Source organism: Gammaproteobacteria bacterium, assembly GCA_013003425.1.
Taxonomy (GTDB): Bacteria; Pseudomonadota; Gammaproteobacteria; order Steroidobacterales; family JABDKV01; genus JABDJB01.
On record JABDJB010000106.1, the window covers coordinates 20,954 to 45,247 of the forward strand.

A 24,294-nucleotide genomic window follows, 5' to 3' on the forward strand; every position below is an offset into this window, starting at 1 on the left:
GTTTTGGCGATGGATGAGAAAGACCGCAAACCTGTAATCGGACTGGTTCTGCCGGGCGGAGGCGCCCGTGCGGCCTACCAGGTCGGCGTGCTCAAGGCGATCGGCGAGATGCTGCCGCATGGCGCCCCCAGCCCGTTTCGCGTCATTACCGGCACCTCGGCCGGTGCTATCAATGCTGTCGTGCTGGCCAGTCATGCGGTGCATTTCCAGCTCGGTGTGCGCCGCATGCACAACGTCTGGGCCAACTTCACCACCGACCAGGTGTTTCGCAGCGACTGGAGCACGGTCCTGCGTACAAGTCTGCACTGGCTGAGCGCTTTCGTATTTGGCGGCCTGCGTACCGGTAACCCTGATTCGCTGCTCGATAACGAGCCGTTGCGTGAGTTGCTCTCGGGTCATATACGCTTTGACCGCATTGCCGAAGGTATAGCGACCGGCGCACTCGATGCGGTCGGCGTGACCGCTTCGGGTTATTCATCGGCACGGGCGGTAACTTTTTTCCAGGGTGCGCAGCGGCTGCGACCGTGGTTACGGCCGCGACGAGAGGGCCGGCGCGAGCAGCTCGGTCCCGGGCACCTGATGGCGTCTACGGCTATGCCGTTTATTTTTCCGCCCGAGCACATCGGCGAAGAGCACTATGGCGATGGCGCCATCCGCGAGGCAGCACCGTTGAGCTCTGCAGTCCACCTGGGAGCGGATCGTCTGCTGGTTATTGGCGCACGCGATGAACATACGCGCAGTCCTGCAGGCGAAGGGCTGCAGATGCCGAGTTTCGGCCATATCGCCGGCTACATGCTGGATACGATTTTTCTTGATGGCCTGTACGCCGACCTGGAGCGGCTGACGCGTATCAACCAGGTGGTTGGCCAGGTCCCGGCAGGCACGTTGAGAAAAACACCGTGGGCGCCATTGAAACGCATCGACACCCATATCATCGTGCCCAGCGTCGATATCCGTTCGATCGCCGAGAAACACGCACGTGAATTCCCGCGCTCGGTACGGATGCTGTTACGCGGTATTGGTGCGCTCAATGCCGGTGGCCGGCAGCTGATGAGTTACCTGCTGTTCCAGCAGGGCTTTTGCCGCGAACTGATCCAGCTTGGCTACAGCGATTGCATCAAGCGGCGGCGCAAGCTGGAACCGTTCCTGACAGGCGATCCTGTTCATGCACTGGAGGCGCCAGAGCATTTGCTGTCGGCGTTATCCGGTCAAAAAGAGCGCGCCAAGACCGAGGAATGACATGAAGCCGACCACGTCGGTGACGGTCGTCAATACGACTGAGCCGGCCAGCGCCGGGTCGATATTCATTCGCTTGAGCAGCAGCGGAATGGTCACGCCCGAAATCGCAGCGATCAGCAGATTTATGACCAGGGCTGCCGCAATCACGCCACCAAGGCGCCAGGAGTTGAACCAGAACAGGGACACGACGGCAACAACCGACGACCAGATCAGCCCGTTAAGCAGCCCGACCGCGGTTTCCTTGAACATCAGCCAGCGTGCGTTGGAGCGTTCCACGTGACCCAGGGCCAGACCACGGATCATCAGCGTCAGCGTCTGGCTGCCGGCGATGCCACCCATGCTGGCTACAACTGGCATTAGCACGGCCAGAGCCACCACTTCTTGGATGGTTGCCTCGAACATCCCCACCACATAAGCCGCAATAAACGCGGTAGCGAGGTTCACACCCAGCCAGATGGTGCGCCGTCGAGCGCTGGCGATTACCGGCGCGAACATGTCGTCTTCTTCGTCGAGGCCGGCCATGCTCATCAGCGAGTGCTCGGCTTCCTCGCGAATCACGTCGACGACGTCATCAACCGTTATGCGGCCCAGCAGGCGGCCCTCATCGTCTACGACCGGAGCAGAATAAAGGTCCAGAGTTTCGAAAATACTGGCCACTTCATTGGCTGGCGTATTGGCGTTTATGCCTTCCAGCCCGGTATCCATGATTTCGCCTACAGTGCTTTCTTCATCGTGGGTGAGCAGCCGCGTCAGGAACACCGTGCCGAGGTATTTGCCGTAGCGGTTGACCACGAACAGCATGTCGGTGCGTTCCGGAATGTCGCCGTGCATGCGCAGGTAGCGCAACACCACATCCGCCGTAACGTCGGGCCGGACGGTGATGGTGTCGGTGTTCATCAGGCCGCCGGCGCTGTCTTCGTGGAACGCCAGCACCGATTCCAGCCGCTCGCGATCCAGTCTCTCCATCGAGCGCAGGACCCGATTGTTGACGGTTTCCGGTAAATCGGCGATCAGGTCGGCAAGGTCATCGACCTCCAGCCCGCCCGTTGCGGCAACCAGCTCGTCGGCTTCCATGCTGCCAATCAGGCCGGCGCGTACCTCGTCGTTAACTTCGACCAGCACTTCGCCTTCGTCGTCCGGATCGACCAGTTCCCACACGTAGTCGCGTTCACGCGGCGGCAGCGATTCGAGCAGGTTGGCGATTTCGGCTGGCGCCAGCGACAGCATCATGCGACGGGCAGGACGCATCCTGCCGGCGTCCATGGCCGCACGGATCTTCTGCAGATGAGTTGCAGGCTTTTCGGCTTCGGTGCTCATCGTGTCCGCTCGTGCTCGCCGGTCGCCGCGCAGTGTAGCGGAAATAGACAGGGCAGGACATTACCGCCGCAATTGCGGCATTACGTGGCGGTGCTGATCAGTCGTCTTCGATCAGGCGGTTCAGCATCCGCTCGGTGCGGGCGCGGCTGTCACTGCTCAGCATGCGGCGGGCACGAGTCTTTATGCTGCCGACGTCAGAGCGTCTGATCGAATCCTTGACCTCCAGCAGCGTAGCCGGCTGCACGCTGAAGTGACGCAACCCCAGCCCCAGCAACAGGCGGCACACGCGCGGATCGGAGCCGAGCTCGCCACACAGGACCACGGGCTTGCCTGCTTTCTCGCCGACAGTAATGACTTCGCTGATAAGGCGGAGGACCGCCGGGTGTAGCGGGTCGTACAGGTGCTGAACGTCATCGTCTTCGCGCGCCGCGGCCAGCGTGTACTGGGTCAGGTCATTGCTGCCGATAGCAAAAAAATCCGCATGCCCGGCGAGCTGTCGGGCAGCCAGGGCTGCCCCGGGCACCTCGATCAGTATGCCGATCGGGATATCCGCGGCAATGGTGCGTTTCTTGTGCAGCAGCTCGAGGCGGATGCGCTCGATGATAGTGAGTGCCAGCTGTACTTCCGTTACGTTGCTGACCATCGGCAGCAGGATGCGCACCGGGCCGGCAGACGACGCGCGCAGCATGGCACGTACCTGTGGCTCGAACAGTTCCGGATGGGCGAGGCTCAGCCGGATGCCGCGCAAACCCAGCGCCGGCTCGGCTTCGCCGGCATGATGCGGCTGGTCAGCCGTAAACGCAGCCGGCGGGGCGTCCAGTGTACGCAGCGTGACCGGGCGGCCCTGCATGGCGCGGACAATGCGGCGGTACATGGCCAGTTGCTCACGCTCATCGGGCAGGTCATCACGATTGGCAAACAGGGAATCGGACCGGTACAGGCCGATGCCTTCGGCCCCGAGTCGCCGCGCCATGCCTGCGTCGGCCGGTGAATCCACATTGGCCTGCAGGTTGATGGTTATCCGGTCTCGGGTGCGTGCCGGCTTCGCGGCCAGCGCCTTCAGGTCGCGCTGACGCTGGTTTTCGGACCGGCGCATCTTGCGATAGTGCTGTAGCGAGCGCTTGTCCGGTGCCGCCACCACCATGCCGGACGAGCCATCGACGATTACCTCGTCGGCTTCATGCAGCAGATCGAGTGCCGGATGTACGGCAGTAACGGCGGGTATGCGCAGGCTGCGTGCCACGATGGCGGCGTGACTCATCGTGCCGCCATGACTGCATATCAAGCCCCGCATTCCATCGTGCTGATGTTCGAGCACGTCGGCGGCGGCCAGGTTGCTGGTGACGACAATGTAGCCGCGCCCGGATTCTTTTTCCGCTGCCGGCGTATCATCCAGCTTGCGCAGCACTTTCGAAATTACGTTTTCGACATCTTCGGCGCGCTGGCGCAGGTAGGCGTCGTCGATTTTTTCGAACATTGCAACCAGGCGGTCGCGATGCCGTGCCAGCGCCCATTCCGAGGTGTATTTCTTTTCCTCGATCAGCTGGATTACCGGCTGGGACAAGGTCTCGTCTTCCAGCATCAGCAGGTGGCTGTCGAGAAAGGTCATGATCTGTGCCGGCACCTTGTCACGCAGCCGCGCCTGCAGTTGGCGCAATTCGGCTATGGCGGCATGCATGGCAGCAGTGACCCGCTCGACTTCCTGCTTTTCGGTTCCGGGCGGGATGTGACTGGCCACGGCGCGTGGCTGGATTTCGTGCAGCAGGCGAACTTTGCCAATAGCAATGCCGCGCGAAACCCCGGTGCCGCTAAGCATCAGCGACATCGGCTTACTCGGCAGTCTGGTGCTGGATGCCCGCCTTGTTCAGGGAATCGAACAGCGCCTGCAGGCGGCGTTCAGCCCGTTGCTCGTCCGGACCGTCCAGTTGAACCCGCAATCGCGCCCCCTGAGGTGCTGCGAGCACCAGCAGGCCAAGGATGCTCTTGCCGTCGACATTGCGATCCTCGTAGATCAGCCGCACATTGCTGTCGAATTCGCTGGTCATAGCAACGACCCGGGCAGCCGGCCGGGCGTGCAATCCTCGTTGGTTCCGAACCGTGACGTCGAATTCGAGCAAGGCTGCCTCCCCGGACACAGCTTATGACCTTACCGTGCGGCCGCCGCTTAACGCAATGCAACAATTTGCATAACGTGGAATAAAATCTATGAATCAGTCACTTAAGCTACTGTGTCGGACCTGGACCTGGCCGCTGGCATTGCGAAACTCCTCGGCCAGGCGCTCGGCGAGGTAAACCGAGCGGTGCTGGCCGCCGGTGCAGCCGACGGCAACGGTCAGATAGCTGCGGTTGCTGCGCAGAAACTCGGGTATCCAGCGACGCAGGTACGTGCTGATCGATTCAAGCATGTCGGTTACCTCGGACTGGCCGGCCAGCCACTCGGCAACCGGCTGGTCACGGCCGGTCAGGTCGCGCAACGCGGCGACCCAGTAAGGGTTCGGCAGGCAGCGCACGTCAAACACAATATCGGCATCAGCGGGCAGCCCGTTCTTGTAACCAAATGACTGGAACTGCAATGACATCTGCGACTCGCGTCGTGCCGCGACCCGTTCACGAATCAGCTCACGTAATTCGTGAATACTGGTGTTGCTGGTGTCGATAACCAGGTCTGCTTCGGTCGCCACCGGCTCGAGCAGCCGGGTTTCCTCATCGATAGCCTGCTGCAGCCCCATACCGGTCCGGCTCAGCGGATGACGCCGCCGGGTTTCGCGATAACGGCGCATCAGTGTTGCCGGGTCGGAATGGAGAAACAGCACCTCGCACTGGATGCCGTCATTCTTGAGCTGGTTGATCAGCTCGGGCAGCTGATCCAGGTTAGCCGGGCGGTTGCGTGCGTCAACGCCTACCGCGGTGCGCTGGTAGGTGTCGAGTTCAGTTTTTACCGTGGCATCGACAAAGGATTTGAGCAGGGCAATGGGGATGTTGTCGATACAGTAGTACCCGAGGTCCTCCAGCATATGGAGCGCGACGGATTTGCCGGAGCCTGATAGCCCGCTAACTATGATCAGGCGCATCGTCTCCGGTATCGCTGGGGTCGAAATTTACCAGTATCTCGTACAACGCATCGGCATCGGGTGCCTCGAGCAGCGAGTCGCGAAACAGGTCACGAGAAAGCATGCGGGCGATTGTCGACAGCATGCGCAGGTGCATTTGCTCGTCACCGGGCGGTACCAGCAGCCCGAACAGGAAGCGGACCGGCTGGCCATCGGCTGCATCGAATGCAACGGGTTTGTCGAAGCGCACGAAGGCGGCTCGCAGGTCGGAAACCTGATCGATACGCGCATGCGGGATCGCCACTGCCGAGCCGATTGCGGTGCTGCCAAGTCGTTCGCGGCTTACCAGGCAGTTGAACACCTCCAGCTTTTGCAGTGGCTGCTCGCCGCTGGCCAGCACTTCACTGAGCATGTCCAGCGCATGTTTCTTGCTGCTGGCATGTACGTCGCACAAAACCCGGTCAGGGTCGAGGATGCCGTCCAGACTGACGGCAGCATCTTCCCGGGCCTCGGGCTCAGGCGAACTTGCTTTTGTCCGCATCACGCGCATGGTGGTCTGTCATCTTCTCTTTGTGTTTTCTGATCTGGCGGTCGAGTTTGTCGGTAAGGCTGTCGATCGCAGCATACATATCTGATTCGACGGAGCTTGCGTGCAGCTTGGCGCCGCTTACATTTACCGTGGCTTCGGCCTGATGGCGCTGCTTTTCGACCGACAACGTAACGTGGATATCGTTGACGTGGTCAAAGTGGCGTTTCAGCCGCTCCATCTTGGTGGCGACACGGTCACGCAGTGCGGGAGTTACGTCGACGTGATGACCTGTGATCGTTGGGTGCATAAATGCCTCCTTTTATTTGACAGTGCGTCTCTTGCGCAGACTCGAAGAAGGTATGTTGAGTGCTTCACGGTATTTGGCGATGGTTCGCCGTGCAACCGTTACCCCTTTCTCGAGCAGCATTTGCGCAATCTTGTTATCGCTCAATGGTTTTTCCGGGTTTTCATTCGCAATAATCTTTTTGATCATTGCCCGGATTGCGGTCGATGACCGCTCCTGACCATCCACGGTGCCAACGTGGCTGGAAAAGAAATAACGCAGTTCTATGACCCCTCTGGGGGTGTGCATGTATTTGTTGGTGGTAACGCGCGAGACGGTGGACTCGTGCATTTCAATTTCTTCGGCGACATCACGCAGGACCATCGGGGTCATTGCTTCCTCGCCACGATCGAGGAAATCTCCCTGGCGCGCGACTATACAGCGAGCAACCTTTAGCAGCGTCTCGTTGCGTATTTCAAGGCTGCGGACCAGCCAGCGCGCCTCCTGCAGCTGGGTACGCAGGACGCTGTGGTCGCCGTCGTTACGGATAGCACCGGCGTAGTTCTTGTTGATGCGCAAATCCGGCAGCAGGCTGCTGTTGACCTCGACCACCCACCGGCCGTCGATCTTGCGCACAAACACATCCGGAACTACATAGTCTGTTGTGCGCGGGGCAATGGCATTGCCCGGCTTGGGATGCAGACTGCGTACCAGCGCGACGGCCTCGGCGACCTCTTCATCGCTGGCGTTAAGACGGCGGCGCAAAGCTGAAACCTGGTTATCGGCGATAAGCTGTAACAGCTCGTTATCCTCGGTAATGCCGTAGGCAATCAGCAGGCCGGTCGTGTCCTCATCGAGCTGGTGCAGCTGCAGCTTCAGGCACTCGCACAGCGTGCGCGAGCCGACGCCGGCCGGGTCGAAACGCTGGATGCGCATGAGCACCGCTTCGATTTCCTCTTCCGGCACTTCAAACTCGTCACCCAGAGTCGCTGAAATCGTGGCGAAGTCATCGGTAACGTAGCCTTCTTCGTTGATGGCATCGATGATCGCGCTGGCAATCACCCGCTCACGCGGCGAGAAGTCTTCCAGGTCGGCCTGCCATTCCAGGTACTCCTGCAGCGTCTGACCGGATGTATCTTCGATGTCCTGGCTGATGGGTGGCTGGGCGGATTTGTACTCGCGGTCCGCCGAGGCCGTGATGCGTGGTTCGCGCCAGGCGTCATCGATGACCGGCTCTTCGCTGGCCTTTTTCTGCTCGGCCTCGTTCTTTTCCTTTGGCGTGACGTCGACGAATTCCTCGACGTTCTCCAGCATGACGTTGCTCTCCAGCGCCTCCTGGATGGTGGCCTGCAGGTCCATCACGGGCAGCTGGAGCAGGCGAATGGCCTGCTGCAGCTGGGGCGTCATGGTCAGACTCTGACCGATGCGCAGTTGCAGTGATGGTTTTAACATAATTCCTTAAGTTGCCGGCTCATCCGTTGAGTCGTTGGAAGCTGTTGATTTATAGTTGAAAATCCTCACCGAGGTAGACTTCACGTACCCGTTTGTTGGCCAATACATCTTCGGGTCGACCTTCCAGAATGACCTTTCCTTCACTCAGGATATACGCCCGCTCGCAAATGCCAAGTGTCTCGCGCACATTGTGGTCGGTAATCAGCACCCCGATGCCCCGATCCGTGAGCTGGGCGATGATTCGCTGGATATCCAGCACCGAAATAGGGTCGACCCCGGCGAAGGGCTCATCGAGAAGAACGAACGACGGCTCAGCGGCCAGGGCCCGGGCAATCTCGGCACGGCGCCGCTCACCGCCTGACAGGCTCATCCCCGCGCTGTTGCGGATGTGACCGATGTGCAGGTCCTCCAGCAGCTCCTCAAGCATCCTTTCGCGGGCAGCGCCATCGAGGTCGTCGCGCGTTTCCAGGATGGCCAGGATGTTGTCGGCCACGCTGAGCTTGCGGAACACCGATGCTTCCTGCGGCAGGTAGCCGACCCCCAGCCGCGCCCGACGGTGCATCGGCAGCCGCGTGACATCACGACCGTCGAGCACAATACGGCCGGCATCGCACGGGATCAGGCCGACGATCATATAAAAAGCCGTGGTCTTGCCGGCGCCGTTCGGGCCCAGGAGCCCGATGACCTCGCCGCTGCTCACCTGCAGCGACATGTCATCGACAACCTGGCGCGAGCGGAAACTCTTGCTGATGCCGTCAGCGCGCAGCGTGGTCATTTGTCGATTTCAATGGCTTCGACCTCGGCCTCGGGCAGCGAGGCATCGGCCGGCGGGGTAATTGTTATCCGCACTCTGTCGCCCTGGTCTTCGCCACCGGCAACAATGCGCTGGGCGACAATGTCGTAGGTAATTTCCTCGCCGCGGATTTCGTTCTCGCCCTGCGATACCCAGGCGTCGTTTGCCAGCGTAATCGTAGCGGCGTCGAGGTTGTAGATCAGCCGGCCTGCGCTGCCGCGGGTAATGGTGGTAGCCGGGTTGACGATGCTGTGTTCGAAACGGGCCGGCGTGCCGCTAAGCGTTACGCTACTGAGGTCATCGTCGGCAAAGGTGACGACAGCTTCGGATGCATCAACGCGCACGGTGGCTTCATTGTCGAGACTCAGCACCGCCGGTGTTCCGGTGATAGTAGCGCGCTGCAATCGATGATCGGCAAATTTCATCTCGGCCCGTTCGGCCGTGACTTCGGCGCCCTGGCCAAATATTTTCACATCGCCGCTGAACACCCAGGTGCTGTTGGCAAAATCCAGTTGCGAGGTGTTGGCATTGTCGGCGGCAATACCGAGGTTGCCGCGGCGGATGGAAACTTCCTCAAAAATCAGCCGCTGGTTGCCACGATCGAAGTCCGTGGTAGCCGCGTCGAGCAGAATCGGGATTTCCTGGGCCGCAGTCTGAGCGTTGAGCAGAAGCAGCGCTGCAGTCAGTGCGCGCCAGTCAGGGGAGAAAACGGCCATGTACCTCAGATTGTAACTTCAGTTTCTGGTCCTTCAAATCTGCCCGCAGGCCAACCGCTGTAATCACGTAGTTACCACGCTCGATCCGCACGTCCTGCTCGGATGTTGCCAAATGTGCGCGCACATCGACGTCCAGTTCGGGGGTCGTCACCACCGTCGTCTGTGGTCCGACAAACAGCATTTCCTCGATGCGTACGTTGCCAAACAGCTCGATCAGGTCGCCGGCTTCGTTGATGGAGCCGGCGTCAGCCTGCAGGTGCCAGGGCTGCGGGCCGCCGCTGCTGTATTCCAGGTCTACCGTCTGCATCGAAACTGCACCGCTGGCTGGCTGCTGGGTTATCTGTACAGCACGCAGCGTGTACAGACGCTCTCCGGCCGGGCTCATGCCCTCGACTACGGCATCGCGCAGGTAGTAACCACCCGGCGGTGCGGCCTCACGCTGTGGTTGTGTTGGCTGGCGCTGCTGCACAACGATCCATGTCGTGACGGTCGCGGCCAGCAGCGCGACTGCAATCGCAAAATTGCGCCAGTTCATTGGTAATTCTGGGCGGCGAGTATCAGGTCGCACAGTTCACGCACGGCTCCCTCGCCACCGCCGAGGCTGGTGACCCAGTGCGCAATTTCCTTGAGCCGCGGATGGCCGTTGGCCACGGTAACGGCCAGCCCGGCACGCTGCAGCATTGGCAGGTCGGCGAGGTCGTCGCCTATTGCCGCCACCTGCTCGGCGGTCACGCCGGCTTCGCGCATTACCGCTTCGATCCGTTCGCCCTTGTCGGCACAATGCATATAAACATCCGCCACACCAAGTTCTTTCATGCGCCGTTTGACAGCCTTTGACTTGCGCGCCGAGATGATCACCGGTTTTATTCCGGCACTCATCAGACGGCGCAGCCCGAGGCCGTCATGCACGTGAAATACCTTGAGATGTTCGCCGTCTTCGCAGTAGTACAGCCGGCCGTCGGTCAGCACGCCGTCAACATCGATTGCAACCAGGCGAATGGCGCTGGCCCGCTGCTTTGTGGCTTGGTCGGGTTCAGTCAATGGCGGTGTCTCACATCACTCCGGCGCGGAACAGGTCGTGGATGTTGAGCGCCCCGACCAGCCTGTCGTTCTCATCCACTACCAGCAGCCCGGTAATCTTGTTGGTTTCGATTTCCGTTACGGCCTCGGAGGCGAGGATGCCCTGCGTAACGGTTTTGCAGCTGGTCGTCATCAGCTGCGAAATCGGAGTGTTATGGATGTCGATGTGCCCGTCCAGCGTACGCCGCAGGTCGCCGTCGGTAAAAACACCGGCAACGCGGCCGTCTTTATCGACTACCGCCGTCATGCCAAGGCCCTTGGCCGTCATTTCCAGCAGGGCATCCTTCATCAACGTGTCTGTTGTTACGCGCGGAACCGCGTCGCCACTGTGCATGATGTCTTCGACCCGGACCAGCAGGCGTCGGCCGAGGCGGCCACCGGGATGCGAGCGGGCGAAATCCTCGGCGGTAAAGCCACGCGCCTCAAGCAGCGCCAGCGCCAGCGCATCACCGGCCGCCAGCGTCGCGGTAGTGCTCGCAGTCGGTGCCAGGTTCAGCGGGCAGGCTTCCTCGGCAACGCTGACATCCAGGTTGACCGTAGCCGCTGTCGCCAGCGTCGAGTCTGCTTTGCCTGTCAGGGTGATCAATGGCGCTTCCAGCCGACGCAGCATTGGCAGCAGTATCACCAGTTCCGAGGTTTCACCGGAATTGGACACCGCGATGACGACATCTTCACCGGTGATCATGCCCATGTCTCCATGGCTGGCTTCACCGGGGTGCATAAAGAACGCCGGGCTGCCGGTGCTGGCGAGCGTGGCGGCTATTTTGCCGGCGATATGGCCCGATTTGCCGATACCGGTTACTACGATGCGTCCGCGGCAGGCAAGACAGAGTCGGCAGGCTTCGATGAACTCCTCGCCGATACGCTGTTGCAGGGCATTGACCGCCTCGGCTTCCACCGCCAGAACCCGCCGTGCCAGCTCGATGAGTTTTGCTGCACCAGGCAATGCCTGCCTGCCAGCCGCATGATTCATAGTTGATCCACCAGCAAGAAACCCATGTAACCGGTATACGCAAGCAGCAGGGCAGCGCCCTCGGAACGCTTGATGTTGCCCTCGTCGCCGCCAACATTGTATGCCATCGCGAACAGCGCGATCGTCAGCCCGATGAGCACCAGAAAATCGCGCGTCAGCACGGCACGCTCGAGGTCGGTCGGGGCAATGGCCGCGGCAAAGCCCAGCACCGCGAGCAGGTTGTACATGTTGGAGCCGATGACGTTGCCGATCGCCAGATCATGCTCGTCCTTCACGGCAGCCGTGATCGATGCGGCCAGTTCAGGCAGCGAAGTGCCGATTGCAACGATAGTCAGGCCGATCACCAGGTCACTAACACCAAGCTCGGTGGCAACGTTTGTTGCCGCCCATACCAGCAGACGCGAGGCTGCCAGCAGCACGACCAGGCCGAGCAGCAGCATGCCCAAAGCCTGGCGCATGCTCAGGTCGGAGCGTATTTCGGCTTCGACTTCCGCCACCATCGGGTCACCGGGCGTTGACTCCAGTTCGACGCGGACCAGCCAGTACATCATCAGGCCGAGCCCACTCAGCAGGGCGAAGCCCTCGGCGCGACTGAGATTGAGGTCCAGAAACGGCAGCAAGGTAAGCAAGGTAACCGCGAGCAGCACCGGCATTTCGCGGCGCAATGTCAGCGATCGCACCCGCAGTGGTCGTACCAGTGCCGTGATGCCAAGGATAAGAGCGATGTTGGCGATATTGGAGCCGAGCGCATTACCGACGGCCAGGTGCGGGTTGTCGGCCATCGCTGCATTGATCGATACGAGAATCTCGGGGGCTGAGGTGCCAAAGCCAACCACGGTCAGCCCGATCAGCAGGCTCGAAACACCAAGGTTATGTGCCGTAGCGGCCGCGCCAATCACAAAGCGATCGGCGCCCCACACCAGGAGCACAAATCCGGACAGTATTGAGGCTAGATAGATCAGCATTTTCGGGGAGGCTTTCGCCACGTTACCCGCAGCGAAGCAACTTACGATAGCACAGGTATTTCGCCGGGAAGACAATTCTCCTTTATTATCAGGCATTCAAACAGCTGCGGACTGCCCGATGAACCCCCAGGAAATCGCCACACTGATCGAGACTGCAATTCCCGACGCCCGGGTAACGGTGCAAAGCGCTGACGGCCGGCACTTCGAGGCACTGGTCGTCAGCGAGAGCTTCCTCGATCAGCCCCGGCTGGCTCGTCATCGCCTGGTCTATGACGCGCTCGGCAACAAGATGGGCAACGAAATTCACGCCCTGTCCCTGCGAACCCTGACGCCGGACGAGGCCTGAGTTGGACAAACTGCTGATCACCGGGGGGCGCCGGCTCGATGGCACCGTCGTCGTGTCCGGGGCGAAGAATGCGGCGCTGCCGATCCTGGCCGCAACGCTGCTGGCCGACGAGCCCGTATTTGTCAGCAATGTGCCGCACCTGCGTGACATCACCACCACCATCGAGTTACTCGGTCGGATGGGCGTGACGGTGACGGTAGACGAGTCCATGAAACTGGAGGTGGACCCATCGACGATAAACAGCTTTTGCGCGCCCTATGACCTGGTCAGAACCATGCGTGCCTCGATACTTGTGCTCGGGCCGCTGGTTGCCCGTCATGGCTCGGCCGAAGTGTCGTTACCGGGAGGCTGTGCCATCGGCGCCCGTCCGGTAAACCTGCATGTGCAGGGACTGCGCGCGATGGGCGCGGAAATCGATCTGTCCGGCGGCTATATCCGCGCGCAGGCCAGCCGCCTGCACGGTGCGCATATCTACCTGGACAAGGTTACAGTCACCGGCACCGAAAACCTCCTGATGGCAGCAACGCTGGCCGACGGCCTGACGGTTATCGAAAACGCAGCACGTGAACCGGAAGTAGTGGATCTTGCCAACTTTCTCAACACGCTGGGCGCCAGGATTTCCGGGGCCGGCTCCTCACGGCTGGAAATCGAAGGGGTCGAGCGGCTGGCCGGTGGCAGCTATAGCGTGATGCCTGATCGTATCGAGGCCGGCACGTATCTGGCGGCAGGTGCGGTGACCGGTGGGCGGGTGCGCGTCAAGCGGGCCAGTCCGGAGCATCTGGATGCGGTGCTGCTGAAATTTGCGGAGGCCGGCGCCGCTATCGAGACGGGTGCCGACTGGATCGAGCTGGATATGTCCGGCGAGCGCCCGCGCGCCGTCAACGTGCGTACTGCCCCTTACCCGGCTTTTCCCACCGACATGCAGGCCCAGTTCACTGCCCTCAATGCCATTGCTGCAGGCGCCGGTGTCATTACCGAGACGGTCTTCGAGAATCGCTTCCAGCATGTGCTGGAAATGCAGCGCATGGGCGCCCGCATCCGCCTGGAGGGCAATACCGCCGTCAGTGAAGGCGTCGAGCGGCTGGCCGCCGCCCCCGTCATGGCGACTGACCTGCGCGCCTCAGCAGCGCTGGTGCTCGCTGGCCTGGCGGCTGACGGTGAGACCCTGGTCGACCGTGTGTACCATATCGATCGTGGCTATGAGTGCATCGAGGAAAAGCTGGGCCAGCTCGGTGCAGGCATCAGGCGGGTGCCGGGCTGAAGCTACTATGTGTATAATCCCGGGCGTTTTGGCACTGCCAGTAAATAACCAGAACGGACACCCCTGAATGTCAGCAAGCTCGGATGATCTAGACCAAGGCAGACGTCACTTCCTGACCCTCGCAACCGGCGTTGCCGGCGGGGTCGGAGTGATCGGTGCCGCAATACCGTTTGTTTCGTCGTTTCGGCCCAGTGCCCGGGCGCAGGCGCTCGGCGCTCCCGTGGAAGTCGATATCAGCAAGCTCGAACCGGGCGCGCTGATCAAGGTCGAGTGGCGTGGCAAGCCGGTTTACATTCTGAATCGCAGCGAGGAAGTGCTGGCGACACTGCCGGACCTCGACAGCGTAGTGCGCGATCCGGAATCGGAGCAACAGCAGCAACCCGACTACGCACGCAATCCGCATCGCTCGGTGCGACCGGAAGTTTTTGTGATGATTGGCGTCTGCACGCACCTCGGCTGTGCGCCCGAGTATCGCCCGGATGTTGCGCCTGCTGATCTCGGGCCGGACTGGGTGGGTGGTTTTTTCTGCCCCTGCCACGGATCGAAATTTGATATTGCCGGACGGGTTTATGCGGGGGTGCCAGCACCCCTGAACCTGGTGGTGCCGCCGCATCGCTTCCTGAGCGACACCACGCTGCTCATTGGTGACGACAGGGGAATAGGCTGATGGCAAACGGTCAGGCCGGAGCGCTCGATCGGCTGGGGCAGGGCGTCCGTACCGTCGGGGACTGGATAAGCGCGCGCTTTCCGATCCAGCAAATGTGGCGCGACCACATGGGCGAGTACTACGCGCCGAAAAACTTCAACTTCTGGTACTACTTCGGCTCGCTCGCACTGCTGGTGCTGGTAATGCAGATAGTTACCGGCATTTTCCTGACGATGAACTACAAGCCATCGGCAGACGAGGCCTTCGCGTCGGTCGAGTACATCATGCGTGATGTCCCGTGGGGCTGGCTTATCCGTTACATGCATGCCGCCGGTGCCTCGTTCTTTTTCATCGTGGTGTACCTGCACATGTTTCGCGGCATGATGTACGGGTCCTATCGCAAGCCGCGCGAACTGATCTGGATTCTGGGTATGTTCATTTACCTCGCGCTGATGGCCGAGGCATTCATGGGCTACCTGCTGCCGTGGGGCCAGATGTCGTACTGGGGGGCGCAGGTTATCGTGTCGCTGTTTGGCGCCATTCCGGTGATCGGTGACGGCCTGTCAGAGTGGATTCGCGGTGACTACTATATTTCTGACATCACCCTGAACCGGTTTTTCTCATTCCATGTAATTGCCGTCCCGCTGGTATTGCTGGGACTGGTGGTGATGCACATCCTTGCGCTCCATGAGGTTGGTTCAAACAACCCTGACGGAATCGAGATCAAGAAACAGAAAGACGAGGCCGGTGTGCCGCTCGACGGCATTCGGTTTCATCCGTACTACACTGTCAAAGACCTGGTCGGTGTGGCGGTTTTCGCGCTGCTGTTTTGCGCCGTGGTGTTTTTCGCGCCGGAATTTTTCGGTCTGTTCCTCGAGCATGCCAATTTCGAGCCGGCTGACCCGCTGAAGACACCCGAGCACATTGCGCCGGTTTGGTATTTCACGCCGTTTTACGCGATTCTGCGCGCCATCCCCAGCAAGATCGGCGGGGTGATCCTCATGGGTGCGGCAATCGTCGTGCTGTTCCTGTTGCCGTGGCTCGATCGCAGCCCGGTTCGCTCGATTCGTTACAAAGGCTGGATCTTCAAGGCTGCACTGACGATTTTCGCTGTGAGTTTTGTGGCGCTGGGTTATCTGGGGCTGCAGGAAGCCAGCCCGACATATGTATTGCTGGCGCGCATATTCACCGTCTTGTATTTCGCATTCTTCCTGGCCATGCCGTTTTATTCCCGCTGGGACAAGACCAGGCCGCCGCCTGAAAGGGTGACTTACCATCATGAATAAGCTGCCGGTGTTTCTGCTGTTGGTGCTGCTGTCACCGCTGGCACAGGCGGCTGGCGGAAGCAGTGGCTTCCAGCTTCATTCGTCCAATGATGTGGGTAACATCGCTTCGCTGCAGCGCGGCGCGCGTAATTTCGTCAATTACTGCCTTGGCTGTCACTCGGCCAAATTTGTGCGTTACAGCCGTGTGGCGAAGGACCTGGGAATTGACGAGTCAGACCTGACTGAATTCCTGATGTGGACCGCGGAAAAACCGCACCAGACGATGGAAGTAGCAATGCCCGCCAGTGATGCGGCGCGCTGGTTTGGACGCACTCCGCCGGACCTGTCGCTGATCGGTCGCAGTCGCGGTGTGGACTGGCTTTACACTTATCTCAAAGCGTACTACGTCGACGACGATGCGATCTTTGGCGTCAACAACCTGCATATGCCGGGTCTGAGTATGCCCAACGTGCTGTGGGAGCTGGAGGGCCGCAAGGAAGCGGTGTTCGCCGAAACAGTCGACGAGCTGGGCAACAAGCATCGTGAGTTCGTCGAATTCAGGCTGATTGAGCCCGGCACCCTGAGTCCCGGGGAATTCGACCTGTTTGTCACAGATCTGGTCAATTTTCTCGATTACATGGGCGAGCCCATGCAGCTCAAGCGACAAAGCCTTGGTATTCGGGTGATAGCATATCTGCTGGTATTCTTCCTTCTGGCTCTGGCGCTGAAAAAGGAATACTGGAAAGACGTGCGCTGAGCGTAGCCGGCTTTACGCCGGTTCAATTAGTTTGTTTAGGAGAGGCAATGGCAATGGTGGCCAATAGGCGGTCAGTGATGACGCTGTTCTCGCGACCGACGTGTCCTTACAGTCACCGGGTTCGCATCGTGCTGGCGGAAAAAAATATCAATGTCGAGATTGTCGACATCGACGGGCCGACATTGCCTGAAGACCTGATAGATCTTAATCCGTACAACAGCGTGCCGACACTCGTTGATCGTGATCTGGTGCTTTATGACTCGCGTGTCGTTGTGGAGTACCTCGACGAGCGCTTCCCGCATCCGCCATTGATGCCGGTCGACCCGGTTACCCGGGCCCAGTTCAGGCTGGCACTCTATCGTATCGAGCGCGACTGGTACGGGCTGGTTGATGACCTGGAGGGTGCCTCAGACAAGGGCACGAAGCGGGCGTCAAAAGCGCGCCGGATCCTGCATGACAGCATCCTGGCGAGCGCTGAGGTTTTCGGCGCCAAAAATTACTTCCTCAGTGACGAGTTTTCACTGGTCGACGCGACAATCGCGCCGATACTGTGGCGCCTGCCGCACTATGGCATCGAGTTGTCCGGCGCACAGGCGAAAGACATCGACAAATACGGCCAGCGGGTATTCGAGCGGCCGTCGTTTCAGGCCAGCCTGACGGAGCTGGAGCGCGAGCTTCAGTAATGGCGTCGCCACCCGCGGCTGCCACGTCGACTTCAAGAAGGCCTTACCTGATACGTGCGATGCACGAGTGGATTTGTGACAACCAGTTCACGCCGCATCTCGTGATCGATGCCACCGCGGACGGCGTCACCGTGCCGGACGATCACGTCTCCGAGGGGAAGATCATCCTCAATATCAGCGACCGCGCCACCGAGGCGCTGCACCTGGGCAACGAGACGATCAGCTTTGCTACCCGCTTCAGTGGGTCGGTCCACTCGGTGCGGCTGCCATGCAAAGCCGTGCTGGGGATTTATGCGCGAGAGACTGGCGAAGGCATGATTTTCACCAGTGACCCGCCGGACGATGAGCCTGGCCCGGACGATGACCAGCCACCGGCCGGACCTGGCCGGCCGACGCTGAAGGTGATCAAGTAGCTCAGACTTCCCGCGGCCCGATCAGCGTCTGGTCTATCAGTTCGCACAGGCAGTGAATGACAAGCAGGTGCACTTCCTGGATACGGGCCGTTGTGTCGCTCGGCACGCGAATTTCGAAGTCGCCCGGTGCGAGCAGGGCCGTCATTTCGCCGCCATCGCGCCCGCTCAGGGCTACCACGTTCATTTCCCGGTCGTGTGCGGCTGCTATGGCACGATTGACGTTGCCTGAGCTTCCTGATGTGGATATCGCCAGCAACATGTCGCCACGCCGGCCGATCGCCCTGACCTGTTTGGCAAACACGTCGTCGTAGCTGTAGTCATTGCCGATTGAGGTCAGTGCGGAGCTGTCGGTGGTCAGCGCAATCCCAGGCAGACCCTCACGGTCACGATCGAAGCGATTCAGGAGCTCAGATGAAAAGTGCTGGGCATCGGCGGCCGACCCGCCGTTGCCGCAGCTGAGTATCATGCCGTCCGCCAGCAGGCAGCGCACCATCGCTGCGCCAGCTGCCGCGACCGGTTCAGCCAGCACCGGCACCGAGTCCTGCTTGGTGGCAATGCTGGCGGCAAACAGGGCCCGGACAATTTCAGTTGCTTCCATCTGACTCCACCATAAATGCGTCGCGAATCCAGCGCACTTCGTTACCGACCAGTGCGACTACGTCGAATCTTACCGCGTTGTCCGCAAAGCGTGGGTGCTGCTGCAGAAACACCTCCGCAGCATTGATGATGCGTTGTTGCTTGGCGCTGTCGATACTGCATTCGGGCGTCATAAAACGGGGCGATTGTCGCGAGCGTACTTCTACCACCACCAGCGTGTCGCCGTCCGCCATTACCAGGTCGAGTTCACCGTAGCGGCAGGAAAAATTCTGTGCCAGCAGCTGCAGACCGCGTTGTTCCAGCCAGGACCGGGCGGCGCGCTCTGCGGTCTGGCCGCGCCGCGCTGCAAGCCTCACAGCGAGCTGTTGCTGTCGTCGGGGACGTTGCCCGATGACTGCTCGTCCTCGCTTTCCTCGACTGCAAGTCGGTCCAGCGGGACCGCCAGCCCCTGCTCAATTTGCGCCAGCACCGGGAAGCGCTCGATGCGGCCGTTTGCGGTCAGCGTGAGTTCTCCGGTCAAGCCACGCAGATTCAGTGGCTCGTCGCGTTTTGCTGACAGCAACGGCACCAGGCGCCATGCGTCATAGCCCATGGCATAAAGCGCGCCATGCTGTGCCCGTCGCGGCCAGTGCTGATCAATTGCTGTCTGCATCTGCTGCGTCCGTGAGTCAGGTTTTATCTCCCAGGGTGTGGCAGCGAAAATAAGCCCGTTTACATCACGATTCAGGTCCGGATCGGGGCTGAATGCCGCGGCGGTCGCGTACACCGGCAAGTTCGTTGCGTAATGAAATCGCAGCTGTGGCCGGATCAGTCGTGCCTGCTGCGGCTGTGCCGCGATAAAAATAAAGTCGACGTCACGGCGTCTGCGTGGCTCAAATTCCAGCCGTTGACCGACTTCTGCGGCGATTGCGCGGCGTCGCGCGTGACTGCGATCGAGATGCAGTACCGGCTGGATCACAGACGAGAAGTCAGTAGCTTCGCTCTGGTAAAACTCGTACGCCAGTACCTGCCCGCCAAGCTGCTCCAGTTCTGCCTTGAAAGCCTCGAGGATCCGTTCGCCCCAGTCGCCTTCCGGCAGGAGCGCAACCGCACGTTGCAGGCCTTCAGCGCCAGCGCGTTGCGCGACGCGCCGCGCCTCGTGCTCAGGCGCAAGTGCAAACTGGTAGAAGTTTCGTGGGGCCGGCTCGGCGTCGGGCAGGTAGTTCAGTGCCAGCGTAGGGGGGCCAGCCGCGGCCAGCTGTGCCACTTCTGCAACTTCGCTCTTCACCAATGGCCCGACGATGAACTCCGCGCCTTCTTCGACGGCAAGGCGATAGGCCTGGCCGGCGCCCAGTGCGGCCGTGTCATACACCACGATCTCGGCACCGGCGACGGAGTCGCCATATTCGAAATAGGCGCCGATAAAGCCGTCGCGTATGGCTGCGCCTGCACTTTCCAGCGTCCCGGTTTGCGGTAGCAACAAGGCAACGCGCTGCGGGATGCGAAATTCATCGGTTTGCCCCAGCAGGTTCGGCAGCAATGCGCCCTGTGCCGGATGCGACGGCCAGACCTCGCTCCAGCGTAGCAGCGCGGCACGCTCAGCGAAGGGATCGCCGACAGTACCGACGACAGCGTTACCCAGTTCGAGCCAGCCTGCCAGCACCGGGTCGGCAGTTGCCGGGATGGTCGACTCCCCCGCGCTGCGCAGGCCCTGCCAGATCATCTGCTGGTTTGCCAGGATTTCACTTTCGCTGTTAAGCCAGACTTCCCGTTCAACCAGGGCGGTAATCGCGCGGTCCGGGCGTTCGAGCGCGAACCATGCCCGTGCACCAACCGCCAGCGCGTCTGCCGAGATAATCCGCGGTGAGTCAGCCGGAAGTGTGCGCAGCCGCGCCAGCGCCTGCTGCGGTGTACCACGCTCCACCAGCAGTGCTGCTGCCATTACCTGCAGCGCCAGGCTCAGCTCCTGCGGCAGCGGCGGCCGGACCGAGCGCATGTTGTGCATGGCGCGATTGCGTTCGCCCGCCAGGTACCAGGCTTCGGCGGCACTGAGCAATACCTGGTCGCGGCGCTCGGGTACGACCCGCGCGGCAAGTCGTTCGTAAATCTGTGCGGCTGAACGGTAGTTGCCGGCCTCGGTTTGCTGGCGAGCGCGATTTTCCAGGGCTGTGGGGTCGTCCCGCAGGCCGGGCGTCTCACACGCTGCAATGATCAGAGTGGCCAGGCAGACCAGAGCTTGAAGCGCACGCCGCGAGCGGGGCAGGATGGTTTGTTCAGCAGTCATTTGTGAAAGTCTCTGGGGTGAGCCGCAGCGTGTCAAATGAGTCCGCCGTTCTGTATGTAGTTGCGACGCCTATCGGCAATCTGGGCGATATGACCGCGCGGGCAATCGAGGTGTTGCGCGACGCTGACGTTATTGCTGCGGAAGACACCCGCCACAGCCGCCGCCTGCTGCAGCACTTTGGTATTGCCACGCCCATGCTTTCGCTGCACGACCACAACGAACGGAAGCAGTGCGAGAACGTGGTGGCAAGGCTGCTGCAGGGCCAAACAGTCGCACTGATTTCCGATGCCGGGACGCCACTAATCAGCGACCCGGGGTTTCGACTGGTACGCAGCGCACGTGCAGCCGGTGTGCCCGTGAAGGCAGTACCGGGGCCGTGCGCAGTCACTGCGGCATTGAGTATTGCGGGCCTGCCGACCGACCGCTTCGTATTCGAGGGTTTTCTGGACAACAAGGCCGGCGCCCGGAGGGCGCGGCTGGAAGAACTGGCGAGCGAAGCACGCACTATTGTGATTTACGCTTCGCCACGGCGACTTCAGGCGGAGCTGCAGGCCGTGGCCGATGTCATGGGGGAAGACCGTCCCGCCGTGCTGCTGCGCGAGCTGACAAAAGCATTTGAATCGTCGTATGGCAGCACAATTGGCGAGCTGTTACAGCTGGTGCGGGTCGATGCGGATATGCAAAAGGGCGAAATGGTGTTGTTGCTCGGTGGTGCGCAAGCTGTTGATGACACCGCTGCTACGGACCGGTTGCTCGCGGCACTGCTTGCTGAGCTGCCGCTGAAAACCGCTGTCAGCGTCGCTGCTCAAGCTACTGGCGTGGCGCGTAATACCTTGTATCAGCGCGCGCTGGAGTTCCAGCACAAAAAGCCCCCAGACGACGCATAAACTGAAATCGTCGGCCAGGGCCGTCATATTCGCCGCCCGCCGGCTTTTTCCGAAAGTGGCGGGGCCGGGCCTGCAGGCAGGCCCGGCCCCATATGGAGACGGCCGATAAGCCGGGTTCTGTCGCGGACAGCCATTCATCTGGGATGCGCGTCGCCGCGCACCTCGTGCGACCTACCCGAGAGCAACGCGGGCCACGCCAATGCTCTCCTATTTGGTCTTGCTCCAGGTGGGGTTTACCGTGCCGCGGTGTGTTGCCACCCGCGCGGTGCGCTCTTACCGCACCTTTTCACCCTTGCCGGCGCCGAAGCGCTTTGGCGGTCTGATCTCTGTGGCACTTTCCGTGGGCTCACGCCCCCCAGGCGTTACCTGGCACCTTGCCCTGTGGAGCCCGGACTTTCCTCAGCGCTTGCACGCTGCGACTGTCTGGCCAACTCCGCGAACTACTGTAGCAGACACGAAAGAAGGGGAATCAAAAAAGCCCTCACGAGGAGGGCTTTTTTCGAAACGATTTGATGCGTTTATCAGGCGCGGCGACGGATTCCCGCCAGCAGACCCAGTGCACCGATCATCAGCGGCAGGGCGGCCGGTATCGGAATTACACGTGGCGCAATTTCGGCAGCGTTGGGATCCCAACGACCGCTTGCGAATACTTCGCCACCAACCATGGCTTCCCAGCGCTGGTTGCCGAAAAAGCGGACGTCGCCAAGCAGAACCGCTTCGCGGCTCGCCAGCTCGGCCGGCATGTCGTAGTGAAATTCCGCAGCAGCAGTCAGGCCGCGCGGTGCGTCCGTCAGCCACTCGGTATCGAAGTCCATCTCGACGAACAGTGAATCGCCTACGGCGAGATCCATTGCATTACCTTCAACAGCGTCGAGAATGTCGCCGGCCCAGAAAGCCCGCATCATTTCAGCGTTTGCAGCTGTCGAAAATGAGAAAGCCAATACGGCAACGGCCGTCGCTAGTCGCTTCATTTTGAATCCCGTCCTTTTTTAGTCTGTTTTTATGCAGCTTCAGGCTGCTTCGTTATGTGCATCGAAGTATACATTGATCGCCGCCCTGCGCGCGCCTTGTTTCCATAATATCGGCCCTGAATTGGCGCAAAATGTAAACAGATCGGGCTGGTAATGGAGAGGGCGGGCAAGCCACTTGCGCAAATTGCTCGTGGAGCCGTAATTCGATGATTTCTCAGGCTAAATAGAAGAAGTAACAGCAACCCCATGATTTCTGAGCAGAGATGCGTTGCAATCTACCCAGGGACAGCCTAAGTGATTGTGCTAAAAGGTAGTTTTTCCTGATTTCCTGTTGACAGTGTGCTTTACGCGTATATAGTGTCGGGAAGTGGGAAAAAGTGGAAAAATATGGGTCGGTGTAGCAACCTGACGGATCACCATGTTTCGAGGCGCCAACAGCATCACGCTCGACTCCAAGGGGCGTATCGCGATACCGACCCGGTATCGGGAGCGACTGACCGAAAGGTCAGACGGGCAACTCGTTGCGACCGTGGACCGGGACTACTGCCTGCTGCTTTACCCGCTGCCGGCATGGGAAGAGATCGAACGCAAGCTCATTCGCTTGCCAAGTCTCAATCGCCAGGCGCGTCGCTTGCAAAGGCTGATGATCGGTTATGCGAGCGAGCTGGAGATGGACGGCCAGGGCAGGGTGCTCCTGCCGCGCGAGCTGCGCGATTTTGCGCAACTGGACCGGCACGCAATCCTGATCGGGCAAGGCAACAAGTTCGAACTGTGGGACCAGGAGCGCTGGAACGAGCGACGGGATACCTGGCTGGCCGACGAAGAGTCGGAGACCGGCAGCCTGCCCGCCGATCTGGAAACTCTTTCGCTGTAGGTGTCGTGATGTCGGAACACCGGCCGGTGCTCCTGCATGAAACTCTTGTGGCGCTGGCGGTGCAGCCGGCGGGCCGCTACGTCGATGCGACTTACGGCCGCGGCGGCCATGCAAAAGGAATTCTGCAGCAGCTGGGCGACGAAGGACGGCTGCTGGTGCTCGACCGGGACCCGGCGGCCATTGCCAGCGCTGCAGCAGCGCACACCGGCGATGAGCGCGTGATCATTCAGCACCGGCCATTTGCCGAGCTGGGTAACGCAGTTGCGGCGCTTGGCTGGGCTGGCTCGGTTGACGGGCTGCTGCTCGATATCGGCGTTTCGTCGCCGCAGCTGGATGAGCCGCAGCGCGGATTCAGTTTCCGCCATGACGGCCCGCTCGACATGCGCATGGATCCGGCAGCCGGCGAAAGCGCTGCTGAATGGCTGGCACATGCCAGCGAGCGTGAAATCGGGACGGTGCTCAAGGAGCTGGGGGAAGAGCGGGCATACAAAAAGATTTCCCGCGCGATAGTTGCCGCGCGGCAGCAAAGTCCGATCGAAACTACAGCCCGCCTTGCCGAAATTGTAAGCGACGTGATTCGGGTACGGGAGCCCGGGCGGCACCCTGCGACACGGGTGTTCCAGGCGCTGCGTATTTATATCAACGATGAACTGCAACAGCTCGAGGCAGCCCTGCAGCAGAGCCTCGACATGTTGACGGCCGGTGGCGTGCTTTGCGTCATAAGTTTCCACTCGCTGGAAGACCGTATCGTCAAGCGATTCATGCGGCGCCATGCACAACCCGATCCGCTCTGGCGTGGCTTGCCCGAAGTACCCGCGCACGCGCAGCCGGTGCTCGCCCGGCCGGCAAAGGCCGTCCGTGCCGGCTCGGCAGAAGTTGAAATCAATCCCCGCAGCCGCTCTGCCGTGCTGCGTGTAACGCGGCGGCTGTAACC

Annotated in this window: 28 protein-coding genes and 1 other RNA gene; 11 read left to right on the plus strand and 18 right to left on the minus strand. The window is 60.8% G+C overall.

What is annotated here, in order from left to right; all coding sequences use genetic code 11:
• Positions 1-9 precede the first annotated feature (9 nt).
• Complete coding sequence (locus HKN06_14085; GenBank protein ID NNF62441.1) at positions 10-1,239, plus strand: patatin-like phospholipase family protein; 1,230 nt, start codon at positions 10-12, stop codon at positions 1,237-1,239.
• Here HKN06_14085 and mgtE read toward each other — a convergent pair.
• From mgtE to HKN06_14150, 13 genes are all read right to left on the minus strand, one after another.
• Positions 1,201-2,556, minus strand: coding sequence for a magnesium transporter (gene mgtE / locus HKN06_14090; protein NNF62442.1), 1,356 nt, complete (start codon positions 2,554-2,556; stop codon positions 1,201-1,203). The two genes, HKN06_14085 and mgtE, sit on opposite strands and share 39 nt — an antisense overlap.
• Positions 2,557-2,653: 97 nt before the next feature.
• The gene (gene ptsP / locus HKN06_14095; protein ID NNF62443.1) at positions 2,654-4,381 is read right to left on the minus strand and encodes a phosphoenolpyruvate--protein phosphotransferase; all 1,728 of its coding nucleotides are present in this window, start codon (positions 4,379-4,381) and stop codon (positions 2,654-2,656) included.
• A gap of 4 nt (positions 4,382-4,385) precedes the next feature.
• Positions 4,386-4,673, minus strand: coding sequence for an HPr family phosphocarrier protein (locus HKN06_14100; GenBank protein ID NNF62444.1), 288 nt, complete (start codon positions 4,671-4,673; stop codon positions 4,386-4,388).
• 93 nt (positions 4,674-4,766) lie between these two features.
• Positions 4,767-5,627 (minus strand): RNase adapter RapZ, encoded by an 861-nt coding sequence (gene rapZ, locus HKN06_14105; protein NNF62445.1) that lies wholly within the window; start codon positions 5,625-5,627, stop codon positions 4,767-4,769.
• Positions 5,608-6,147 carry a PTS transporter subunit EIIA gene (locus tag HKN06_14110; GenBank protein ID NNF62446.1) on the minus strand — a complete coding sequence of 180 codons (540 nt, stop codon included), beginning with the start codon at positions 6,145-6,147 and terminating at the stop codon, positions 5,608-5,610. Before HKN06_14110 ends, rapZ begins: the two co-directional genes overlap by 20 nt.
• Positions 6,122-6,442 (minus strand): ribosome-associated translation inhibitor RaiA, encoded by a 321-nt coding sequence (raiA, locus tag HKN06_14115; GenBank protein ID NNF62447.1) that lies wholly within the window; start codon positions 6,440-6,442, stop codon positions 6,122-6,124. The genes HKN06_14110 and raiA overlap by 26 nt, the downstream gene beginning before the upstream one ends.
• Positions 6,443-6,454: 12 nt before the next feature.
• On the minus strand, positions 6,455-7,870 hold the full coding sequence (locus HKN06_14120; GenBank protein ID NNF62448.1) for an RNA polymerase factor sigma-54: 1,416 nt from the start codon (positions 7,868-7,870) through the stop codon (positions 6,455-6,457).
• Positions 7,871-7,919: 49 nt separating this feature from the next.
• A complete protein-coding gene (gene lptB, locus HKN06_14125) occupies positions 7,920-8,645 on the minus strand; it encodes an LPS export ABC transporter ATP-binding protein (protein ID NNF62449.1) in 726 nt (241 codons plus the stop codon).
• Complete coding sequence (locus HKN06_14130) at positions 8,642-9,379, minus strand: hypothetical protein (protein NNF62450.1); 738 nt, start codon at positions 9,377-9,379, stop codon at positions 8,642-8,644. The genes lptB and HKN06_14130 overlap by 4 nt, the downstream gene beginning before the upstream one ends.
• Entirely contained in the window at positions 9,360-9,914 is a 555-nt protein-coding gene (lptC, locus tag HKN06_14135) for an LPS export ABC transporter periplasmic protein LptC (GenBank protein NNF62451.1), read from the minus strand. Before lptC ends, HKN06_14130 begins: the two co-directional genes overlap by 20 nt.
• Complete coding sequence (locus tag HKN06_14140; GenBank protein ID NNF62452.1) at positions 9,911-10,420, minus strand: HAD-IIIA family hydrolase; 510 nt, start codon at positions 10,418-10,420, stop codon at positions 9,911-9,913. The genes lptC and HKN06_14140 overlap by 4 nt, the downstream gene beginning before the upstream one ends.
• A gap of 10 nt (positions 10,421-10,430) precedes the next feature.
• Positions 10,431-11,405, minus strand: a complete 975-nt coding sequence (locus tag HKN06_14145) for a KpsF/GutQ family sugar-phosphate isomerase (GenBank protein ID NNF62453.1) — start codon at positions 11,403-11,405, stop codon at positions 10,431-10,433.
• A gap of 23 nt (positions 11,406-11,428) precedes the next feature.
• Positions 11,429-12,397, minus strand: a complete 969-nt coding sequence (locus HKN06_14150; protein ID NNF62454.1) for a calcium/sodium antiporter — start codon at positions 12,395-12,397, stop codon at positions 11,429-11,431.
• Positions 12,398-12,515: 118 nt separating this feature from the next.
• On the opposite strand from HKN06_14150, the gene HKN06_14155 reads away from it, so the two are divergent.
• The 7 genes from HKN06_14155 to HKN06_14185 all read left to right on the plus strand — a co-directional run bounded on the left by HKN06_14155 (position 12,516) and on the right by HKN06_14185 (position 17,768).
• Positions 12,516-12,743, plus strand: coding sequence for a BolA/IbaG family iron-sulfur metabolism protein (locus tag HKN06_14155; GenBank protein NNF62455.1), 228 nt, complete (start codon positions 12,516-12,518; stop codon positions 12,741-12,743).
• Between the two features lies 1 nt (position 12,744).
• Positions 12,745-14,004 (plus strand): UDP-N-acetylglucosamine 1-carboxyvinyltransferase, encoded by a 1,260-nt coding sequence (gene murA / locus HKN06_14160; protein NNF62456.1) that lies wholly within the window; start codon positions 12,745-12,747, stop codon positions 14,002-14,004.
• Positions 14,005-14,071: 67 nt separating this feature from the next.
• Positions 14,072-14,671, plus strand: coding sequence for a ubiquinol-cytochrome c reductase iron-sulfur subunit (gene petA, locus HKN06_14165; protein ID NNF62457.1), 600 nt, complete (start codon positions 14,072-14,074; stop codon positions 14,669-14,671).
• Positions 14,671-15,936, plus strand: coding sequence for a cytochrome bc complex cytochrome b subunit (locus HKN06_14170; protein NNF62458.1), 1,266 nt, complete (start codon positions 14,671-14,673; stop codon positions 15,934-15,936). Before petA ends, HKN06_14170 begins: the two co-directional genes overlap by 1 nt.
• A complete protein-coding gene (locus HKN06_14175) occupies positions 15,929-16,672 on the plus strand; it encodes a cytochrome c1 (protein NNF62459.1) in 744 nt (247 codons plus the stop codon). The genes HKN06_14170 and HKN06_14175 overlap by 8 nt, the downstream gene beginning before the upstream one ends.
• 47 nt (positions 16,673-16,719) lie before the next feature.
• The gene (locus HKN06_14180; GenBank protein NNF62460.1) at positions 16,720-17,355 is read left to right on the plus strand and encodes a stringent starvation protein A; all 636 of its coding nucleotides are present in this window, start codon (positions 16,720-16,722) and stop codon (positions 17,353-17,355) included.
• A complete protein-coding gene (locus HKN06_14185; GenBank protein NNF62461.1) occupies positions 17,355-17,768 on the plus strand; it encodes a ClpXP protease specificity-enhancing factor in 414 nt (137 codons plus the stop codon). Before HKN06_14180 ends, HKN06_14185 begins: the two co-directional genes overlap by 1 nt.
• 1 nt (position 17,769) lies before the next feature.
• Here the strand turns inward: HKN06_14185 and HKN06_14190 are convergent, their stop codons facing one another.
• From HKN06_14190 to HKN06_14200, 3 genes are read right to left on the minus strand one after another with little or no spacing between them, the layout of a single operon-like run.
• Positions 17,770-18,366: a phosphoheptose isomerase gene (locus HKN06_14190; GenBank protein ID NNF62462.1), complete on the minus strand. Its 597-nt coding sequence runs from the start codon at positions 18,364-18,366 to the stop codon at positions 17,770-17,772.
• Complete coding sequence (locus HKN06_14195; GenBank protein NNF62463.1) at positions 18,353-18,757, minus strand: YraN family protein; 405 nt, start codon at positions 18,755-18,757, stop codon at positions 18,353-18,355. The genes HKN06_14190 and HKN06_14195 overlap by 14 nt, the downstream gene beginning before the upstream one ends.
• The gene (locus HKN06_14200) at positions 18,718-20,628 is read right to left on the minus strand and encodes a penicillin-binding protein activator (protein ID NNF62464.1); all 1,911 of its coding nucleotides are present in this window, start codon (positions 20,626-20,628) and stop codon (positions 18,718-18,720) included. The genes HKN06_14195 and HKN06_14200 overlap by 40 nt, the downstream gene beginning before the upstream one ends.
• A gap of 89 nt (positions 20,629-20,717) precedes the next feature.
• Here HKN06_14200 and rsmI point away from each other — a divergent pair, with 89 nt between their 5' ends.
• Positions 20,718-21,515, plus strand: a complete 798-nt coding sequence (gene rsmI, locus HKN06_14205; GenBank protein ID NNF62465.1) for a 16S rRNA (cytidine(1402)-2'-O)-methyltransferase — start codon at positions 20,718-20,720, stop codon at positions 21,513-21,515.
• Between the two features lie 90 nt (positions 21,516-21,605).
• On the opposite strand, the gene rnpB is transcribed toward rsmI, so the two are convergent.
• An RNA gene (gene rnpB, locus HKN06_14210) (RNase P RNA component class A) lies at positions 21,606-21,950 on the minus strand.
• A gap of 86 nt (positions 21,951-22,036) precedes the next feature.
• Positions 22,037-22,486 (minus strand): hypothetical protein, encoded by a 450-nt coding sequence (locus HKN06_14215; GenBank protein NNF62466.1) that lies wholly within the window; start codon positions 22,484-22,486, stop codon positions 22,037-22,039.
• 418 nt (positions 22,487-22,904) lie between these two features.
• On the opposite strand from HKN06_14215, the gene mraZ reads away from it, so the two are divergent.
• Positions 22,905-23,360 carry a division/cell wall cluster transcriptional repressor MraZ gene (gene mraZ / locus HKN06_14220; protein NNF62467.1) on the plus strand — a complete coding sequence of 152 codons (456 nt, stop codon included), beginning with the start codon at positions 22,905-22,907 and terminating at the stop codon, positions 23,358-23,360.
• Between the two features lie 8 nt (positions 23,361-23,368).
• On the plus strand, positions 23,369-24,292 hold the full coding sequence (gene rsmH / locus HKN06_14225) for a 16S rRNA (cytosine(1402)-N(4))-methyltransferase RsmH (protein NNF62468.1): 924 nt from the start codon (positions 23,369-23,371) through the stop codon (positions 24,290-24,292).
• Positions 24,293-24,294: the final 2 nt, after the last annotated feature.

What these genes read in the sequence shown, in the direction of transcription:
- mgtE (NNF62442.1), bottom strand. Translation starts at nt 2,556, where the DNA reads ATGAGCACCGAAGCCGAAAAGCCTGCAACTCATCTGCAGAAGATCCGT.
- raiA (NNF62447.1), bottom strand. Translation starts at nt 6,442, where the DNA reads ATGCACCCAACGATCACAGGTCATCACGTCGACGTAACTCCCGCACTG.
- HKN06_14215 (NNF62466.1), bottom strand. Translation starts at nt 22,486, where the DNA reads ATGAAGCGACTAGCGACGGCCGTTGCCGTATTGGCTTTCTCATTTTCG.
- petA (NNF62457.1), top strand. Translation starts at nt 14,072, where the DNA reads ATGTCAGCAAGCTCGGATGATCTAGACCAAGGCAGACGTCACTTCCTG.
- rsmH (NNF62468.1), top strand. Translation starts at nt 23,369, where the DNA reads ATGTCGGAACACCGGCCGGTGCTCCTGCATGAAACTCTTGTGGCGCTG.
- ptsP (NNF62443.1), bottom strand. Translation starts at nt 4,381, where the DNA reads ATGTCGCTGATGCTTAGCGGCACCGGGGTTTCGCGCGGCATTGCTATT.
- lptB (NNF62449.1), bottom strand. Translation starts at nt 8,645, where the DNA reads ATGACCACGCTGCGCGCTGACGGCATCAGCAAGAGTTTCCGCTCGCGC.
- mraZ (NNF62467.1), top strand. Translation starts at nt 22,905, where the DNA reads ATGTTTCGAGGCGCCAACAGCATCACGCTCGACTCCAAGGGGCGTATC.
- rapZ (NNF62445.1), bottom strand. Translation starts at nt 5,627, where the DNA reads ATGCGCCTGATCATAGTTAGCGGGCTATCAGGCTCCGGCAAATCCGTC.
- HKN06_14110 (NNF62446.1), bottom strand. Translation starts at nt 6,147, where the DNA reads ATGCGGACAAAAGCAAGTTCGCCTGAGCCCGAGGCCCGGGAAGATGCT.
- HKN06_14120 (NNF62448.1), bottom strand. Translation starts at nt 7,870, where the DNA reads ATGTTAAAACCATCACTGCAACTGCGCATCGGTCAGAGTCTGACCATG.
- HKN06_14175 (NNF62459.1), top strand. Translation starts at nt 15,929, where the DNA reads ATGAATAAGCTGCCGGTGTTTCTGCTGTTGGTGCTGCTGTCACCGCTG.
- lptC (NNF62451.1), bottom strand. Translation starts at nt 9,914, where the DNA reads ATGAACTGGCGCAATTTTGCGATTGCAGTCGCGCTGCTGGCCGCGACC.
- HKN06_14185 (NNF62461.1), top strand. Translation starts at nt 17,355, where the DNA reads ATGGCGTCGCCACCCGCGGCTGCCACGTCGACTTCAAGAAGGCCTTAC.
- HKN06_14180 (NNF62460.1), top strand. Translation starts at nt 16,720, where the DNA reads ATGGCAATGGTGGCCAATAGGCGGTCAGTGATGACGCTGTTCTCGCGA.
- HKN06_14170 (NNF62458.1), top strand. Translation starts at nt 14,671, where the DNA reads ATGGCAAACGGTCAGGCCGGAGCGCTCGATCGGCTGGGGCAGGGCGTC.
- HKN06_14155 (NNF62455.1), top strand. Translation starts at nt 12,516, where the DNA reads ATGAACCCCCAGGAAATCGCCACACTGATCGAGACTGCAATTCCCGAC.
- HKN06_14085 (NNF62441.1), top strand. Translation starts at nt 10, where the DNA reads ATGGATGAGAAAGACCGCAAACCTGTAATCGGACTGGTTCTGCCGGGC.
- HKN06_14190 (NNF62462.1), bottom strand. Translation starts at nt 18,366, where the DNA reads ATGGAAGCAACTGAAATTGTCCGGGCCCTGTTTGCCGCCAGCATTGCC.
- HKN06_14200 (NNF62464.1), bottom strand. Translation starts at nt 20,628, where the DNA reads ATGACTGCTGAACAAACCATCCTGCCCCGCTCGCGGCGTGCGCTTCAA.
- HKN06_14150 (NNF62454.1), bottom strand. Translation starts at nt 12,397, where the DNA reads ATGCTGATCTATCTAGCCTCAATACTGTCCGGATTTGTGCTCCTGGTG.
- rsmI (NNF62465.1), top strand. Translation starts at nt 20,718, where the DNA reads ATGACCGCGCGGGCAATCGAGGTGTTGCGCGACGCTGACGTTATTGCT.
- HKN06_14130 (NNF62450.1), bottom strand. Translation starts at nt 9,379, where the DNA reads ATGGCCGTTTTCTCCCCTGACTGGCGCGCACTGACTGCAGCGCTGCTT.